Genomic DNA, 15,698 nt, shown 5'->3' on the forward strand with positions numbered 1-15,698 from the left:
AATGGGAAACGGATGGCATGAATGGCCGTTAATGATCTTTACGGTCTTTGGACAATGCGTGGCGGGCGGTTTTATCGTACTGGCGCTGGCGCTAATGAAAGGCGGTCTGCGCGCAGATGCGCAACAACGGATTATTACCAGCATGTTTGGGCTATGGGTATTAATGGGGCTGGCTTTTGTTGCCTCAACAATGCATCTCGGCTTTCCGCTGCGGGCATTTAACTCGTTAAATCGCATCGGTGCATCGGCGCTGAGTAATGAAATCGCCAGCGGCTCGCTGTTTTTTGCCGTGGGTGGCCTCGGCTGGCTGTTGGCGGTGCTGAAAAAAATGCCTTCAGCGCTGCGGATGCTGTGGTTGATGGCGACGATGATCCTGGGCGTGGTTTTTGTCTGGATGATGGTGCGCGTCTACAACAGCATTGACACGGTGCCGACCTGGTACACGGTCTGGACACCGCTGAGCTTCTTCCTGACGATGTTTATCGGCGGACCCTTACTGGGTTATCTGCTGCTGAGTATGGCGGGCGTGAGTGGACGGCCGTTACGTTTATTGCCGATGGTATCGCTGCTGGCGCTGATCGTCAGTCTGGTCACGGGATTGATGCAGGGCATCGAACTGGCGACGATCCACAGTTCGGTACAGCAGGCGTCCGCGCTGGTTCCGGAATATGGTTCGCTGATGGCCTGGCGGGCGGTGGCGATTGTTGTCGCGCTGCTGTGCTGGATCCTGCCGCAACTGAAAGGCAAGCGACCGGCCATATCGTTGCTGACCGTCGCTTTTGTGCTGGTGCTGGCAGGTGAATTGATTGGCCGGGGAGTATTCTACGGTTTGCATATGACCGCGGGTATGGCCATTGCAGGGTAATGACGTATAAAAGGCGTAAAGTCAGGGGCTTGCTCTGGCTTTACCGCTTTATTTGATCATGAAATTTTTCGACTGACTGGCGGCGAACTCTTATAATTTAATACAGTAAAATTAATGACATAATTTTTAATGTCACCTTTCTTATTCTGTTCTGGATAAGCAATTTCAATCGTCGAAAAACAAAGCGTGCTATGGCTGAAAAACGCCAATTGACTTTGTTTCTGGCGGTGGCATGATGCGCTCGAATTCTGATCTTCCTCACGGTTTATTATCCATGTCCACCTATACCCGCCCGGTGCAATTGCTGCTCTGTGGCCTGTTGTTATTGACCCTGGCGATCGCGGTATTAAACACGCTCGTCCCGCTCTGGCTCGCCCATGAAAACCTGCCAACGTGGCAGGTCGGGATGGTGGGATCGTCTTATTTCACCGGTAACTTAGTCGGTACGCTGTTGACCGGATATGTGATCAAACGCCTTGGCTTTAACCGTAGCTATTATCTTGCTACGCTGATTTTCGGCGTGGGCTGTATCGGTCTGGGGATGATGGTCGGTTTCTGGAGTTGGTTAAGCTGGCGTTTTATTGCCGGCGTTGGCTGCGCGATGATTTGGGTGGTCGTTGAAAGTGCGCTGATGTGTAGCGGCACCTCAAACAACCGTGGTCGCCTGCTGGCGGCCTATATGATGGTTTACTATGTGGGCACCGTGCTGGCTCAGCTGCTGGTTAGCAAACTGCCTACCGACCTGATGAGCGTGCTGCCGTGGGTGACCGCCGTAACGCTGGCTGGCATCTTACCGCTACTGTTTACGCGCATCGTTAACCAGCATAGCGAGCATCAGGATACCACCCGTATATGGCCGATGCTGAAACTGCGTCAGGCTCGCCTTGGAGTGAACGGCTGTATTATTTCCGGCATCGTTCTTGGCTCATTGTATGGTCTGATGCCACTGTATCTTAACCATCGCGGCGTCAGCGATGCCGGGATCGGTTTCTGGATGGCGGTGCTGGTGAGCGCAGGGATTTTTGGCCAGTGGCCGATTGGTCGACTGGCGGACCGCTATGGTCGTTTGCTGGTGCTGCGGGTGCAGGTTTTTGTGGTGATCCTCGGCTGTCTGGCGATGCTCAGCCACGCGGCGATGGCACCGGCCCTGTTTGTGCTTGGCGCGGCAGGTTTTACGCTCTATCCGGTGGCGATGGCATGGGCCTGTGAGAAGGTTGAACATCATCAACTGGTGGCGATGAACCAGGCGCTGCTCCTGAGCTATACGATTGGCAGCCTGCTTGGCCCATCGTTAACTGCGATGCTGATGCAAAATTATACCGATAACCTGCTGTTTATCATGATCGCCAGCGTATCATTCATCTACCTGCTGATGTTGCTGCGCAAAGCGGGTCAACATCCGACGCCTGTGGCTCACGTCTGATATTGCATCCTGCCGGTTAACGCCGGCAGGGTACCATTCCTTAATACATCACCTTATGACCATACTGCTCAAGAATACCCTTGACGCGTTCCATGGTCTCTTTTTTCGGTGGATGCACGCCGTCAAGTTTATATTCCTCGCCCATCGCTACCCATTTATGTTTACCCAGCTCGTGATACGGCAGCATTTCGATTTTCTCGACGTTGCCCATATCGCGGGTAAATTCGCCCAGGCGGTGCGCAGAGTCATCATCGTCTGACCAGCCGGGAACCACGACATAACGGATCCACACCTTGATGCCTTTATTAGCAATGTATTTGGCGAACTCCAGCGTGCGATGATTGGACACTCCGACCAGATTCTGATGGATCTCATCGTTCATCTGTTTCAGATCCAGCATCACTAAATCGGTCACTTCCAGCAGTTCATCAATCACCGGATCGTAACGACGGACGAAGCCGTTAGTGTCGAGACAGGTGTGAATGCCTTCTTTTTTGCAAGCGCGGAACCAGTCACGCACGAACTCGGCCTGCAAAATAGCTTCACCGCCCGATGCCGTAACGCCACCGCCGGAAGCATTCATAAAGTGGCGGTAGGTCACCACCTCTTTCATCAGCTCTTCCACGGTGACTTCTTTGCCGCCATGGGTATCCCACGTATCACGGTTGTGGCAATACAGGCAGCGCATCAGGCAGCCCTGGAAGAAGGTAATAAAACGGATGCCCGGGCCATCAACGGTGCCACAGGATTCAAAGGAGTGAATGCGACCAATTACTGACATTGCGGTGGTTTCTCCAGCTTTGGCCTTCCTGGCCTGTGAGTGCACAACTCGTTAAGGTTGTGTCGGGTCTGTTTTGACGGTTACCCATCTAAGTATAGATAACTGGCGAACCAGACTGCGGGTGTTAAAAAGGCCCCACTGCTGTGGAGCCTTTATTTTACGCTTTTTTAATCGCGATTTCAGTCAAAACCCATTACATGGTCTGAGTGAAAGTACGGGTAATAACGTCCTGCTGCTGTTCTTTGGTCAGGGAGTTAAAGCGTACTGCGTAGCCAGATACACGGATGGTCAGCTGCGGATATTTTTCCGGGTTTTCCATCGCATCAAGCAGCATTTCACGGTTCATCACGTTCACGTTCAGGTGCTGACCACCTTCGATGGACGCTTCATGATGGAAGTAACCATCCATCAGGCCAGCCAGGTTGGTTTTACGAACTTCGTCGTCTTTACCCAGTGCGTTAGGAACGATAGAGAAGGTGTAAGAGATACCATCTTTAGCGTAAGCAAACGGCAGTTTAGCAACGGAGGTCAGAGAGGCAACAGCACCTTTCTGGTCACGACCGTGCATCGGGTTAGCACCTGGTCCGAACGGCGCGCCAGCACGACGACCGTCTGGGGTGTTACCGGTTTTCTTACCATACACTACGTTAGAGGTGATGGTCAGAACAGACTGAGTCGGGATAGCGTTGCGGTAAGTGGTCAGTTTCTGAATTTTCTTCATGAAACGTTCTACCAGGTCAACCGCCAGGTCATCTACACGCGCATCGTTGTTACCAAACTGCGGGTATTCGCCTTCGATTTTGAAGTCGGTAGCCAGACCGTCTTCATCACGAATCGGAGTGACTTTCGCATATTTGATAGCAGACAGGGAGTCAGCCGCAACGGACAGACCAGCGATACCACACGCCATGGTGCGGATAACGTCACGGTCATGCAGCGCCATCAGAGAGGCTTCGTAGCTGTACTTGTCGTGCATGTAGTGAATCACGTTCAGCGCGGTGACATACTGTTTCGCCAGCCAGTCCATGAAGTGATCCATACGCTCCATAACTTCGTCGAAGTTCAGGACGTCGCCTTTGATCGGTTCAGATTTCGGACCAACCTGCATTTTCAGTTTTTCATCAACGCCGCCGTTGATAGCGTACAGCATGGTTTTCGCCAGGTTTGCACGCGCACCGAAGAACTGCATTTGTTTACCAACAACCATCGGGCTTACGCAGCACGCGATAGCATAGTCATCGTTGTTAAAGTCAGGACGCATCAGATCGTCGTTCTCATATTGCAGAGAAGAGGTATCGATGGAGACTTTAGCCGCATATTTTTTGAAGTTCAGCGGCAGTTTTTCAGACCACAGGATTGTGATGTTCGGTTCCGGAGACGGCCCCATGGTGTACAGGGTGTTCAGGAAGCGGAAGCTGTTTTTGGTTACCAGAGTACGGCCATCTACGCCCATACCGGCGATGGATTCTGTTGCCCAGATCGGGTCACCAGAGAACAGTTCATCATATTCCGGGGTACGCAGGAAGCGAACCATACGCAGTTTCATGACCAGGTGGTCAACCATTTCCTGCGCTTCTTGCTCGGTGATTTTACCGGCTTTCAGGTCGCGTTCAATGAACACGTCCAGGAAGGTGGCGGTACGACCGAAGGACATTGCTGCACCGTTCTGAGACTTAACAGCGGCCAGGTAGCCGAAGTAGGTCCACTGAATAGCTTCCTGAGCGGTAGTTGCCGGACCAGAGATATCGCAGCCATATTTTGCTGCCATTTCTTTGATCTGACCCAGAGCGCGATGCTGGTCAGCGATTTCTTCACGCAGACGGATGGTAGCTTCCAGGTTTACGCCGTTTTCCATGTCAGATTGCAGAGACAGGAACTGTGCGTATTTGTCTTTCATCAGGAAGTCGATACCGTACAGCGCAACGCGACGGTAGTCACCGATGATACGGCCACGGCCATAGGCATCCGGCAGACCAGTCAGAACACCGGATTTACGGCAGTTCAGAATGTCTTTGGTGTAAACATCGAAAACGCCCTGGTTGTGGGTTTTACGATATTCAGTAAAGATTTTTTTCAGTGATGGGTCCAGCTCGCGGTTGTACGCTTTGCAAGAACCTTCAACCATTTTGATGCCGCCGAACGGGATAATCGCACGTTTCAGCGGAGCTTCGGTTTGCAGACCAACGATTTTCTCAAGCTGTTTGTTAATGTAACCAGCGTCGTGAGAGGTGATAGTGGAGGCAACAGAAGTGTCGAAATCAACAGGCGCGTGAGTGCGGTTTTCCTGTTTTACGCCTTCCATTACGCTGTCCCACAGCTTGGTGGTAGCTTCAGTTGCGCCAGCCAGGAAAGACTCGTCACCCTCGTAAGGAGTGTAGTTTTTCTGGATGAAGTCACGGACGTTTACTTCATTCTGCCAGTCACCTTTCGCAAAACCTTCCCAGGCTGTGGCTAACTTTTCATTAAGCTCGGACATTGTAATACCTACCTTCTTAAGTGGACTTTTTATTTACGCCTGGAACAATCATTAATGATGATCGTTACCACGCAGGTAAATGACCCAGTATGTCAACCCAACTAACAAACCGCCGCCGATAATATTCCCGATAGTCACGGGGATCAGGTTATCAGTGATAAAGTTCATAATAGTCAGGTGAGAAAAATTGTCCGGAGAGGAACCGACTGCGGTCCAGAATTCCGGGCTGGCGAAATGACGTATTACGATACCCATTGGGATCATAAACATATTCGCGATGCTGTGCTCAAAGCCGCTGGCAACAAACATAGCGACCGGCAAAATCATAATTAGTGCTTTATCAGTTAAGCTACGGCCTGAGTAGCTCATCCAGACGGCAAGGCAGACCATCAGGTTTGCCAGAATACCGAGGCTAACTGCCTCAATAAAAGTGTGATGCATTTTGTGGTCAGCGGTTTGCAGAACGTTAAGCCCCCAGCCACCGTTGGCGGTCATGTACTCGCCAGAAAGCCACATTAAAAGTACAAAGAGCAGTGCGCCGATCAGGTTGCCGACGTAAACGTTCAGCCAGTTGCGACCCAGTTGACCCCAGGTAATGCGACCGCTGGCTTTCGCCACGACAATCAGTACCGTTGAGGTAAACAGGTCAGCCCCGCAGATAACGCAAAGAATCAGGCCCAGTGAAAAGCAGATGCCGCCTACCAGTTTTGCCATACCAAACGGCATGGAAGCAGTACCCGTGGTGGCAGTGATGTAGAAAACAAAAGCAATGGAGATGAAAACGCCTGCGGTAATCGCCAGGAAAAACGTGGTCATCGGTTGTTTCGTTGCTTTGTAGACACCCGCCTCTTCAGCCACTTTGGCCATTGCTGCAGGAAGTATTAGATCAAAAGGGTTGTCAGCTTTCACACTAACTCTCTCTTTATTAAGTCGGCGACGAGATACTAACAAAGCATTATAGAAGAGAATTTGATGTAGATCATATCTCGCCTGGCTTATAGGCCTTCATAGTGTATGGTTTTACAGCTATTTAGGGGTAATGTATTGATTATCCAAATAAAAATAAATTTTAAAAATTATAAATTGTGTTGAATTTTTTTATGACCTCATCAGCATGCGGTTAATTAAAATGGAGTATTTACAATATAAAGTAACATTAAGGAAAAGATAAACTTAATAAAATTTACTCATATTTAACTTTAACATTACATTTTCAGTTTAATACGCAAAATATAAAAAAACGGAGCGGTAAATGCGCTCCGTAATATAACGCAGACTCAGGTGTAAGCCTATGGTTTGCGCGGTTATTTAGCCCTGGTGTGACCAGAAAGCCGCTTTCGCTCGCTGTAGCTTCTCATAGGCTTTTAACAGTGACTGATGAGCCGGGAAAGCGGCCAGATCGCTATCAACCGCCTGCAAGCCGTAGAATGCAGATTCACCGCTTAAGGCGGCGCTGGCGGCTTCTACCGCGTCGGCACCGTACATCCGTACAAAGGCGTTCAGGTACTGCAACGGCTCGCGTTCATCTTCCTGGGTCAGCAGCAACAGCGTTTGCAGGCAACGGTAGTAGTTAGCCCGCTCGGCGCTGAAAACAGAGGCGTTAAATTCCATGGTCCATTCGGTCCAGATCAGCGCCTGCTCGGTGTCGCCACCGGCCAACGCCAGCATCGCTTTAAGCTCGCCAATACGCAGCGTATACCAGCCGTTATTGCTGCCTGTCGCCAGGCCCAACAATTCGCGCACGCGGGTAAAATCATCATGGCCTTCTTCATCAAGCTGGGCGATCAGGTTGAGATAATCTTCTTTATCCCAGTTGCTGTCCGGCAGCGCCAGAATCGTGTCGCGCAGATGGCTGCCCATGCTGTTGTTCGCCATCCATAAATCTTCCGCCGGATAGATGTCAGACATGCCCGGTACGATAATGCGGCAGGCGTAGACGCTGAGGTGTTCGTAATCGGCGATGTAGACCTCTTTGTCTTCTTTCCTGAAGATAGCCATCAGGGTCGCGAACTCTTCTTCAGTGGTGCCAGCAAAGCTCCAGTCAACAAACGGATAATCAGCGTCCTGCTTGAACAGATCCCAGGAGATAAGGCCGCTGGAGTCAATGAAGTGAGTTTCCAGATTGGTATGCTCGGCCACTTCTTCATCATCAAAGGTGGGCGGCGTGAAGACATCAAGATCTTTCAGGCCCCGACCCTGTAACAGTTCAGTGACGGTACGCTCCAGCGCCACGCCAAAATCAGGATGCGCGCCGAAAGAGGCAAAGCAGGTGCCATTTGCCGGATTAAACAGTACTACGCAAATCACCGGATACTGACCACCCAGCGAACCGTCATAGGCGAAAATCGGGAAACCTTCCGCTTCCAGCGTCGCAATGGCCTCTACCACGCCTGGATAGCGAGCCAGCACCTCGGCCGGGATCTCCGGCAGGCTGATCGATTCGGCGATAATGCGATTTTTGATATGACGCTCAAAAACTTCCGACAGCCCCTGGACGCGCGCTTCATTGGCCGTATTACCCGCAGACATGCCGTTGGAAACGTACAGGTTGCCGATGATGTTCATCGGGATATACACGGTCTGATTGTCAGATTGACGAGCGAAAGGCAGGGCGCAGATCCCGCGATCTTCATTACCGGATTGCAGGTCAATCAGCATCCCGGCGCTCAGATCGTTTTCCGGATCGTAAAACGCGCGCAGACGGGCATCGAGGATCCCTTCCGGCAGCTCGTCGTTTTCCGGCAGCGGGAACCATTTTTCATTCGGATAATGCACGAACGGGCCATTGGCAATGGTGTCGCCCAGCCAGAAATCGGCGAAGAAGTAGTTCGTTGACAGGCGCTCGAAATACTCACCCAGCGCAGAGGCCAGCGCCGCTTTTTTGGTAGCTCCTTTTCCGTTAGTGAAGCACAGGGCGCATTCTTTATCGCGAATATGCACAGACCAGACGTTAGGGACGGGATTCAGCCAGGAAGCCTCTTCAATATCGAAGCCGAGGTCCTGTAATTTTTGCTGGAAGCGAGCGATGGAATCTTCCAGAGCGGCGTCTTTGCCGGGGATGAAGGTTTGGGTCATGACATTCACTTTTATCGTACGGAAAGCGCGCAATGATACGGGTTTTAGCTGACCGGCGCTATCTTCCCGGCGTGCGGCGCGGAAATAAAAGTATTGGCTATGCTTATGGATAGTAACGTGCTGTTTGAGAATAAAAAAATGAAAGCATTCGATCTTCAACGTATGGCGCTGGATAAAGTGCCGTTTGAGTTTCTTGGGGAAGTGGCGCTGCGTAGTGTGTATACCTTTGTACTGGTATTCCTGTTTCTTAAGATAACCGGGCGGCGCGGCGTGCGTCAGATGTCGCTGTTTGAAGTGTTAATCATCCTGACGCTGGGTTCAGCCGCAGGTGACGTGGCGTTTTATGATGATGTCCCGCTGTTGCCGGTGCTGATGGTCTTCATTACGCTGGCGTTTTTGTACCGGCTGGTGATGTGGCTGATGTCACACAGTGAAAAACTGGAAGATCTCCTGGAGGGTAAGCCCGTCATCTTTATTGAGGAGGGGCAGCTGGCATGGGAGAAAGTCAATGCCGCTAACATGACCGAGTTTGAGTTTTTCATGGAGCTTCGGATCAGTAGCGTTGAGCACCTCGGGCAAATTAAGCTGGCGATAATGGAAACTAACGGCCAGATAAGCGTGTATTACTATTCTGATGATGAAGTAAAACCGGGGCTGTCAATTCTGCCATCGGGTATTGAGCGCTATACCACCGTGCCGGATGACGGCGAATACGCCTGTAATAAATGCAGCGCGGTGTATGTAATGAAAGCGGGTGACCATCAGCTTTGTCCCCGTTGCGCGCATCCGGAGTGGTCAAAGGCCAGCCGGGCAAAGCGGATCACCTGATAGCGGTTTTGTCGGCCTTTATTCGTCAATACGATAGATTATATTGTGTGATAAAGGACACATTTTTACCCTGCGGTTGATTACCCGTTGCGACACGTGTCACTGAATGGTAAAACCGATATCCACAGGAATAACGTATACCCATTGCGGTGGGTAGATCTAAGCAGCGTGGTGAGGGGAAATGACTCAGGTCTTCAATTTTAGTTCAGGTCCGGCAATGATACCGGAAGCAGTGCTTAAACTGGCGCAACAGGAACTGTGCGACTGGCATGGTCTGGGAACGTCGGTCATGGAAATCAGCCACCGCGGTAAGGAATTTATCCAGGTCGCTGAAGAAGCAGAAAAGGATTTTCGCGAGCTGCTGAACATTCCTTCAAACTACAAAGTGCTGTTCTGCCACGGTGGTGGGCGCGGTCAGTTCGCCGGCGTGCCGCTGAACCTGCTGGGTGACAAAACCACCGCTGATTATGTTGATGCGGGATACTGGGCGGCGAGCGCGATTAAAGAAGCGAACAAATACTGTACGCCAAACGTGATTGACGCCAAAGTGACGGTTGACGGACTGCGCGCAGTGAAACCGATGCGCGACTGGCAGCTTTCCGACAACGCAGCCTATCTGCACTACTGTCCTAACGAGACTATTGACGGTATCGCCATCGAAGAAATTCCTGATTTTGGTAACGACGTCGTGGTCGCTGCCGACTTCTCCTCGACGATTCTTTCCCGTCCGCTGGATGTCAGCCGTTTCGGCGTGATCTACGCTGGCGCGCAGAAAAATATCGGCCCGGCAGGGCTGACGCTGGTGATCGTACGTGAAGACCTGCTGGGTAAAGCGCATCAGTCTTGCCCCTCAATTCTTGACTACACTATTCTCAATGACAATGACTCCATGTTTAACACGCCGCCGACCTTTGCCTGGTATTTGTCCGGCCTGGTCTTCAAATGGCTGAAAGAGCAGGGTGGCGTGGCGGCGATGGATAAGATCAACCAGCAAAAGGCCGATCTGCTGTATGGCACCATTGATCATAGCGATTTCTATCGTAATGACGTCGCCAAAGCCAACCGTTCCCGCATGAACGTGCCGTTTCAGCTGGCAGACAGCGCGCTGGACAAACTCTTCCTTGAAGAGTCTCTCGCGGCCGGTCTGCATGCGCTGAAAGGACACCGCGTCGTCGGCGGCATGCGCGCCTCAATTTATAACGCGATGCCGTTAGCCGGTGTCAAAGCGCTGACCGATTTTATGGCCGACTTCGAACGTCGGCACGGTTAATTACCCGTTTCATTCTTCCCCGCAGCCTGTCTGCGGGGCTTTATTTTGCTTTTGCTTCTGAGAGTTAAGCTTCATGGATTCCCTGACGTTACAACCCATCGCGCGCGTAGACGGTGTTATCAATCTGCCTGGTTCAAAAAGTGTCTCTAACCGGGCGCTGCTGCTGGCTGCATTAGCCCAGGGCACCACGGTGCTGACGAATTTGCTGGACAGTGATGATGTCCGCCATATGCTGAACGCCCTGAGTGCGTTAGGCATTCATTACACCCTTTCCGCCGACCGTACCCGTTGCGAAGTGACCGGCAATGCGGGTCCTTTACAGGCGAACGGCGATCTGGAACTGTTTCTCGGCAATGCGGGCACCGCTATGCGTCCGCTGGCCGCCGCGCTGTGCCTGGGCAGTGGAAACGTTGTGCTGACCGGCGAGCCACGGATGAAAGAGCGACCGATTGGTCATCTGGTCGATGCGCTGCGTCAGGGCGGGGCAGACATTACTTATCTGGAGCAGGAGAATTATCCGCCGCTGCGTCTGCGCGGTGGTTTTACCGGCGGTCATGTAGAAGTGGACGGCAGCGTTTCCAGCCAGTTTCTGACGGCGTTACTGATGACCGCACCGCTCGCCGCACAGGATACGACCATCACCATCAAGGGCGACCTGGTGTCGAAACCCTACATTGATATCACCCTGAACCTGATGGAAGCCTTTGGCGTTGAGATAGAAAACCAACGCTATCAGCGCTTTGTTGTGCGTGGCGGTCAGACGTATCGTTCACCGGGTGAGTACCTCGTGGAAGGCGATGCCTCCTCTGCCTCGTATTTCCTCGCGGCGGCGGCAATAAAAGGCGGCACGATCAAAGTGACCGGCATCGGCCGTCACAGTGTCCAGGGTGATATTCGCTTTGCCGACGTGCTGGAAAAAATGGGTGCGGTAATCGACTGGGGCGATGACTTCATCAGTTGTACTCACCGTGAATTACACGCCATTGATATGGATATGAACCATATTCCCGATGCGGCGATGACCATTGCCACAACGGCACTCTTTGCCCGCGGCACGACGACGCTGCGCAACATCTATAACTGGCGGGTGAAAGAGACCGATCGCCTGTTCGCGATGGCGACCGAATTGCGTAAAGTCGGGGCGGAAGTGGAAGAGGGCGAGGATTACATCCGTATCACTCCGCCCGCGCAGCTGCATTTTGCTGAAATCGGCACTTATAACGATCACCGAATGGCGATGTGTTTCTCGCTGGTGGCCCTGTCAGATACGCCGGTGACGATTCTCGATCCGAAATGCACCGCCAAAACCTTTCCTGACTACTTCGAGCAGCTTGCCCGCGTCAGTACCCCGCAATAAATCCTCCTGAGCGCCGACACGTCGTCGGCGCTGTTATGTCCGTTTTCAAACTTTTTTGCTCTTACGGGTAATGCTATTTTCGTTGATGAATTTCATATCGTTTTAGGGCGATTGTTATAAATATCAACGGAAGATTACTATGAAGAATAAAAAGCTATTGCTGGCGCTCACGCTGTCAACGCTTATGCTGGCCGGCTGTAAAAATGGTGTAGATGGCAACATGCTTGCCAGCTCGGGTCTGTCAGCCTATAAAGCCGTGACGCTCAGCGATGCCGATGCAAAATCCATCGCCGATCAGGGCTGTAAAGAGATGGACAGCCAGAATCAGCTGGCGGGTTCTTCCAGCAAGTACAGCAAACGCCTGGCGAAAATCGCCAAAGCGCTGGGCAATAACATCGACGGCACGCCGGTAAACTACAAAGTTTATATGACCAGCGACGTGAACGCGTGGGCGATGGCTAACGGCTGCGTTCGCGTCTATAGCGGTCTGATGGACATGATGAACGACAACGAAGTGGAAGCCGTTCTGGGACATGAACTGGGACACGTAGCGCTGGGCCACTCTTTGCAGGAAATGAAAGCAGCCTATGCCACCGTTGCGGCGCGTGATGCTATCTCCGCCACCAGCGGCGTAGCAGCTCAGCTCTCTAAATCTCAGCTTGGTGATATTACTGAGGGAGCTATCAACGCTAAGTTCTCCCGCGCTAAAGAGTCTGAAGCAGATGACTTCTCCTACGATCTGCTGAAAAAACGTGGCATTAAGACGCAGGGACTGGTCGGCAGCTTTGATAAACTGGCAAGTCTTGACGCCGGTCATACCAAATCGCTCTTTGACTCTCACCCACCGTCAGCGGAACGCGCGCAGCATATCGCACAGGATAAAAAGTAAACCTGTGTCATTTCTGGGCTGGCACCACGCCAGCCCGCTTAACCCGCTATAATTCGCCAGGCGTCTCTCATTTTACGTTCAATATTCTGCAATTTGCATGCAAAGGTAACTCTCAGGCGCGGACACGCGTATAATGCGCGGCGTTTATGTTGACGGTATGCCTGTTTAAGGAGAAAAAGATGACGGCAATTGCCCCGGTTATTACCATTGATGGCCCAAGCGGCGCGGGTAAAGGCACCTTATGCAAGGCGATGGCGGAAGCGTTGCAGTGGCATCTTCTGGATTCAGGCGCGATCTATCGTGTGCTGGCGCTGGCGGCATTGCACCATCACGTTGATGTTGCCTGCGAAGATGCGCTGGTGCCGCTGGCCACGCATCTGGATGTGCGTTTTGTTTCGACTGACGGCACGCTGGAGGTGATCCTTGAAGGGGAAGACGTCAGTGGTGAAATTCGCACGCAGGACGTGGCAAGTGCGGCATCACAAGTCGCTGCTTTCCCTCGGGTACGCGAAGCGCTTTTACGTCGTCAGCGTGCTTTCCGTGAGTCTCCCGGACTAATTGCCGATGGCCGCGATATGGGAACCGTGGTGTTCCCCGAAGCACCGGTGAAAATTTTCCTTGATGCTTCCTCGGAAAAACGCGCGCATCGCCGTATGCTACAGTTGCAGGAAAGTGGCTTTAGTGTTAACTTTGAACGCCTTTTGGCCGAGATTAAAGAACGCGACGATCGCGATCGTAATCGCGCTGTAGCGCCGCTGGTTCCCGCTGCCGATGCTTTAGTTCTGGATTCCACCAGTTTAAGCATTGAGCAAGTGATTGAAAAAGCGTTACAATACGCGCGCCAAAAGTTGGCCCTCGCTTAAATGCGTCCGAATTAGTAGTACCCCCGCAGCAATGGAGTGTTAGCGGGTATGTGAAACAACCCCATCCGGCACGGAGTCAGATGGACGTTAATATGAAACCTGAAGATTAAACATGACTGAATCTTTTGCTCAACTATTTGAAGAATCCTTAAAAACAATCGAAACCCGCCCGGGTTCCATCGTTCGTGGTGTTGTTGTTGCTATCGACAAAGACGTCGTACTGGTTGACGCCGGTCTGAAATCTGAGTCCGCCATTCCGGCAGAGCAGTTCAAAAACGCCCAGGGCGAGCTGGAAATCCAGGTTGGTGACGAAGTTGACGTTGCTCTGGATGCAGTAGAAGACGGCTTCGGTGAAACCCTGCTGTCCCGTGAGAAAGCTAAACGTCACGAAGCTTGGATCACGCTGGAAAAAGCTTACGAAGAAGCTGAAACTGTAGTCGGTGTCATCAACGGCAAAGTTAAAGGTGGCTTCACTGTTGAGCTGAACGGTATTCGTGCGTTCCTGCCGGGTTCACTGGTAGACGTTCGTCCAGTTCGCGATACCCTGCACCTGGAAGGCAAAGAGCTTGAATTCAAAGTAATCAAGCTGGACCAGAAACGTAACAACGTGGTCGTATCACGTCGTGCCGTTATCGAATCCGAAAACAGCGCAGAGCGCGATCAGCTGCTGGAAAACCTCCAGGAAGGCATGGAAGTTAAAGGTATCGTTAAGAACCTCACTGACTACGGTGCATTCGTTGATCTGGGCGGCGTTGACGGCCTGCTGCATATCACTGATATGGCCTGGAAACGCGTTAAGCATCCGAGCGAAATCGTGAACGTTGGTGACGAAATCAACGTTAAAGTCCTGAAATTCGACCGTGAGCGTACTCGTGTATCTCTGGGTCTGAAACAGCTGGGCGAAGATCCGTGGGTTGCTATCGCTAAACGTTATCCGGAAGGTACCAAACTGACCGGTCGCGTAACCAACCTGACCGACTACGGCTGCTTCGTTGAAATCGAAGAAGGCGTTGAAGGCCTGGTTCACGTTTCCGAAATGGACTGGACCAACAAAAACATCCACCCGTCCAAAGTTGTTAACGTTGGCGACGTAGTGGAAGTGATGGTTCTGGATATCGACGAAGAACGTCGTCGTATCTCCCTGGGTCTGAAACAGTGCAAATCTAACCCGTGGCAGCTGTTTGCTGAAACCCACAACAAGGGCGATCGCGTTGAAGGTAAAATCAAGTCAATCACTGACTTCGGTATCTTCATCGGCCTGGACGGTGGCATCGACGGTCTGGTTCACCTGTCTGACATCTCCTGGAACGTTGCAGGCGAAGAAGCCGTTCGTGAATACAAAAAAGGCGACGAAATCGCTGCCGTTGTTCTCCAGGTTGACGCAGAACGTGAACGTATCTCCCTGGGCGTTAAACAGCTCGCAGAAGATCCGTTCAACAACTACGTTGCTGTGAACAAGAAAGGCGCAATCGTAAACGGTAAAGTCACTGCAGTTGACGCTAAAGGCGCAACCGTAGAACTGGCTGACGGCGTTGAAGGTTACCTGCGTGCTTCTGAAGCATCCCGTGACCGCATTGAAGATGCAACTCTGGTTCTGAGCGTAGGCGACGACGTTGAAGCTAAATTCACTGGCGTTGACCGTAAAAACCGTGTTGTAAGCCTGTCTGTTCGTGCGAAAGACGAAGCTGACGAGAAAGATGCAATTGCTACTGTTAACAACAAACAGGAAGAAGGCAACTTCTCTAACGCAATGGCTGAAGCATTCAAAGCAGCTAAAGGCGAGTAATACTCTCAATCCTTGAAGAAGGATGATGAGTAACTTGACAGATTACAGTTTTCGTTCTGTAATCAAGCACAAAGGGCGGCTACGG

At 51.8% G+C, this 15,698-nt stretch carries 12 protein-coding genes; 8 read left to right on the forward strand and 4 right to left on the reverse strand.

Annotation, left to right across the window (positions count from 1 at the left end; all coding sequences use genetic code 11):
• The first annotated feature begins 1 nt into the window (after nt 1).
• Together INT84_RS03235 and INT84_RS03240 are read left to right on the forward strand one after the other, a co-directional pair.
• Nucleotides 2–865, forward strand: coding sequence for a dimethyl sulfoxide reductase anchor subunit family protein (locus INT84_RS03235; RefSeq protein WP_194205593.1), 864 nt, complete (start codon nt 2–4; stop codon nt 863–865).
• A 274-nt stretch (nt 866–1,139) separates the two neighbouring features.
• Nucleotides 1,140–2,288: an MFS transporter gene (locus INT84_RS03240; protein WP_194205594.1), complete on the forward strand. Its 1,149-nt coding sequence runs from the start codon at nt 1,140–1,142 to the stop codon at nt 2,286–2,288.
• A 40-nt stretch (nt 2,289–2,328) separates the two neighbouring features.
• Here the strand turns inward: INT84_RS03240 and pflA are convergent, their stop codons facing one another.
• The 4 genes from pflA to ycaO form a co-directional block, all read right to left on the reverse strand.
• Entirely contained in the window at nt 2,329–3,069 is a 741-nt protein-coding gene (gene pflA, locus INT84_RS03245; protein ID WP_103675420.1) for a pyruvate formate lyase 1-activating protein, read from the reverse strand.
• Nucleotides 3,070–3,262: 193 nt separating this feature from the next.
• Complete coding sequence (pflB, locus tag INT84_RS03250) at nt 3,263–5,545, reverse strand: formate C-acetyltransferase (RefSeq protein ID WP_194205595.1); 2,283 nt, start codon at nt 5,543–5,545, stop codon at nt 3,263–3,265.
• A 51-nt stretch (nt 5,546–5,596) separates the two neighbouring features.
• The gene (gene focA, locus INT84_RS03255) at nt 5,597–6,454 is read right to left on the reverse strand and encodes a formate transporter FocA (protein ID WP_194205596.1); all 858 of its coding nucleotides are present in this window, start codon (nt 6,452–6,454) and stop codon (nt 5,597–5,599) included.
• A 399-nt stretch (nt 6,455–6,853) separates the two neighbouring features.
• On the reverse strand, nt 6,854–8,620 hold the full coding sequence (ycaO, locus tag INT84_RS03260; protein ID WP_194205597.1) for a 30S ribosomal protein S12 methylthiotransferase accessory factor YcaO: 1,767 nt from the start codon (nt 8,618–8,620) through the stop codon (nt 6,854–6,856).
• Between the two features lie 138 nt (nt 8,621–8,758).
• Here ycaO and INT84_RS03265 point away from each other — a divergent pair, with 138 nt between their 5' ends.
• From INT84_RS03265 to rpsA, 6 genes are all read left to right on the forward strand, one after another.
• Nucleotides 8,759–9,448 carry a DUF421 domain-containing protein gene (locus INT84_RS03265; RefSeq protein ID WP_194205598.1) on the forward strand — a complete coding sequence of 230 codons (690 nt, stop codon included), beginning with the start codon at nt 8,759–8,761 and terminating at the stop codon, nt 9,446–9,448.
• A 181-nt stretch (nt 9,449–9,629) separates the two neighbouring features.
• Nucleotides 9,630–10,718, forward strand: a complete 1,089-nt coding sequence (gene serC, locus INT84_RS03270) for a 3-phosphoserine/phosphohydroxythreonine transaminase (protein ID WP_194205599.1) — start codon at nt 9,630–9,632, stop codon at nt 10,716–10,718.
• 73 nt (nt 10,719–10,791) lie between these two features.
• On the forward strand, nt 10,792–12,075 hold the full coding sequence (gene aroA, locus INT84_RS03275; protein WP_194205600.1) for a 3-phosphoshikimate 1-carboxyvinyltransferase: 1,284 nt from the start codon (nt 10,792–10,794) through the stop codon (nt 12,073–12,075).
• Nucleotides 12,076–12,214: 139 nt separating this feature from the next.
• Nucleotides 12,215–12,964 carry a M48 family metallopeptidase gene (locus tag INT84_RS03280; protein ID WP_194205601.1) on the forward strand — a complete coding sequence of 250 codons (750 nt, stop codon included), beginning with the start codon at nt 12,215–12,217 and terminating at the stop codon, nt 12,962–12,964.
• A gap of 179 nt (nt 12,965–13,143) precedes the next feature.
• Nucleotides 13,144–13,827: a (d)CMP kinase gene (gene cmk, locus INT84_RS03285; protein WP_194205602.1), complete on the forward strand. Its 684-nt coding sequence runs from the start codon at nt 13,144–13,146 to the stop codon at nt 13,825–13,827.
• Between the two features lie 112 nt (nt 13,828–13,939).
• On the forward strand, nt 13,940–15,613 hold the full coding sequence (gene rpsA, locus INT84_RS03290; RefSeq protein WP_194205603.1) for a 30S ribosomal protein S1: 1,674 nt from the start codon (nt 13,940–13,942) through the stop codon (nt 15,611–15,613).
• The last annotated feature ends 85 nt before the right edge of the window (nt 15,614–15,698 follow it).

Source organism: Superficieibacter sp. 1612_C1 (genome assembly GCF_015234305.1).
Taxonomy (GTDB): Bacteria; Pseudomonadota; Gammaproteobacteria; order Enterobacterales; family Enterobacteriaceae; genus Superficieibacter.

Bases quoted from the DNA above. Each gene is read 5' to 3' on its own strand.
- INT84_RS03235 (WP_194205593.1), top strand. From the start codon at position 2: ATGGGAAACGGATGGCATGAATGGCCGTTAATGATCTTTACGGTCTTT.
- INT84_RS03240 (WP_194205594.1), top strand. From the start codon at position 1,140: ATGTCCACCTATACCCGCCCGGTGCAATTGCTGCTCTGTGGCCTGTTG.
- pflA (WP_103675420.1), bottom strand. From the start codon at position 3,069: ATGTCAGTAATTGGTCGCATTCACTCCTTTGAATCCTGTGGCACCGTT.
- pflB (WP_194205595.1), bottom strand. From the start codon at position 5,545: ATGTCCGAGCTTAATGAAAAGTTAGCCACAGCCTGGGAAGGTTTTGCG.
- ycaO (WP_194205597.1), bottom strand. From the start codon at position 8,620: ATGACCCAAACCTTCATCCCCGGCAAAGACGCCGCTCTGGAAGATTCC.
- INT84_RS03265 (WP_194205598.1), top strand. From the start codon at position 8,759: ATGAAAGCATTCGATCTTCAACGTATGGCGCTGGATAAAGTGCCGTTT.
- serC (WP_194205599.1), top strand. From the start codon at position 9,630: ATGACTCAGGTCTTCAATTTTAGTTCAGGTCCGGCAATGATACCGGAA.
- aroA (WP_194205600.1), top strand. From the start codon at position 10,792: ATGGATTCCCTGACGTTACAACCCATCGCGCGCGTAGACGGTGTTATC.
- INT84_RS03280 (WP_194205601.1), top strand. From the start codon at position 12,215: ATGAAGAATAAAAAGCTATTGCTGGCGCTCACGCTGTCAACGCTTATG.
- cmk (WP_194205602.1), top strand. From the start codon at position 13,144: ATGACGGCAATTGCCCCGGTTATTACCATTGATGGCCCAAGCGGCGCG.
- rpsA (WP_194205603.1), top strand. From the start codon at position 13,940: ATGACTGAATCTTTTGCTCAACTATTTGAAGAATCCTTAAAAACAATC.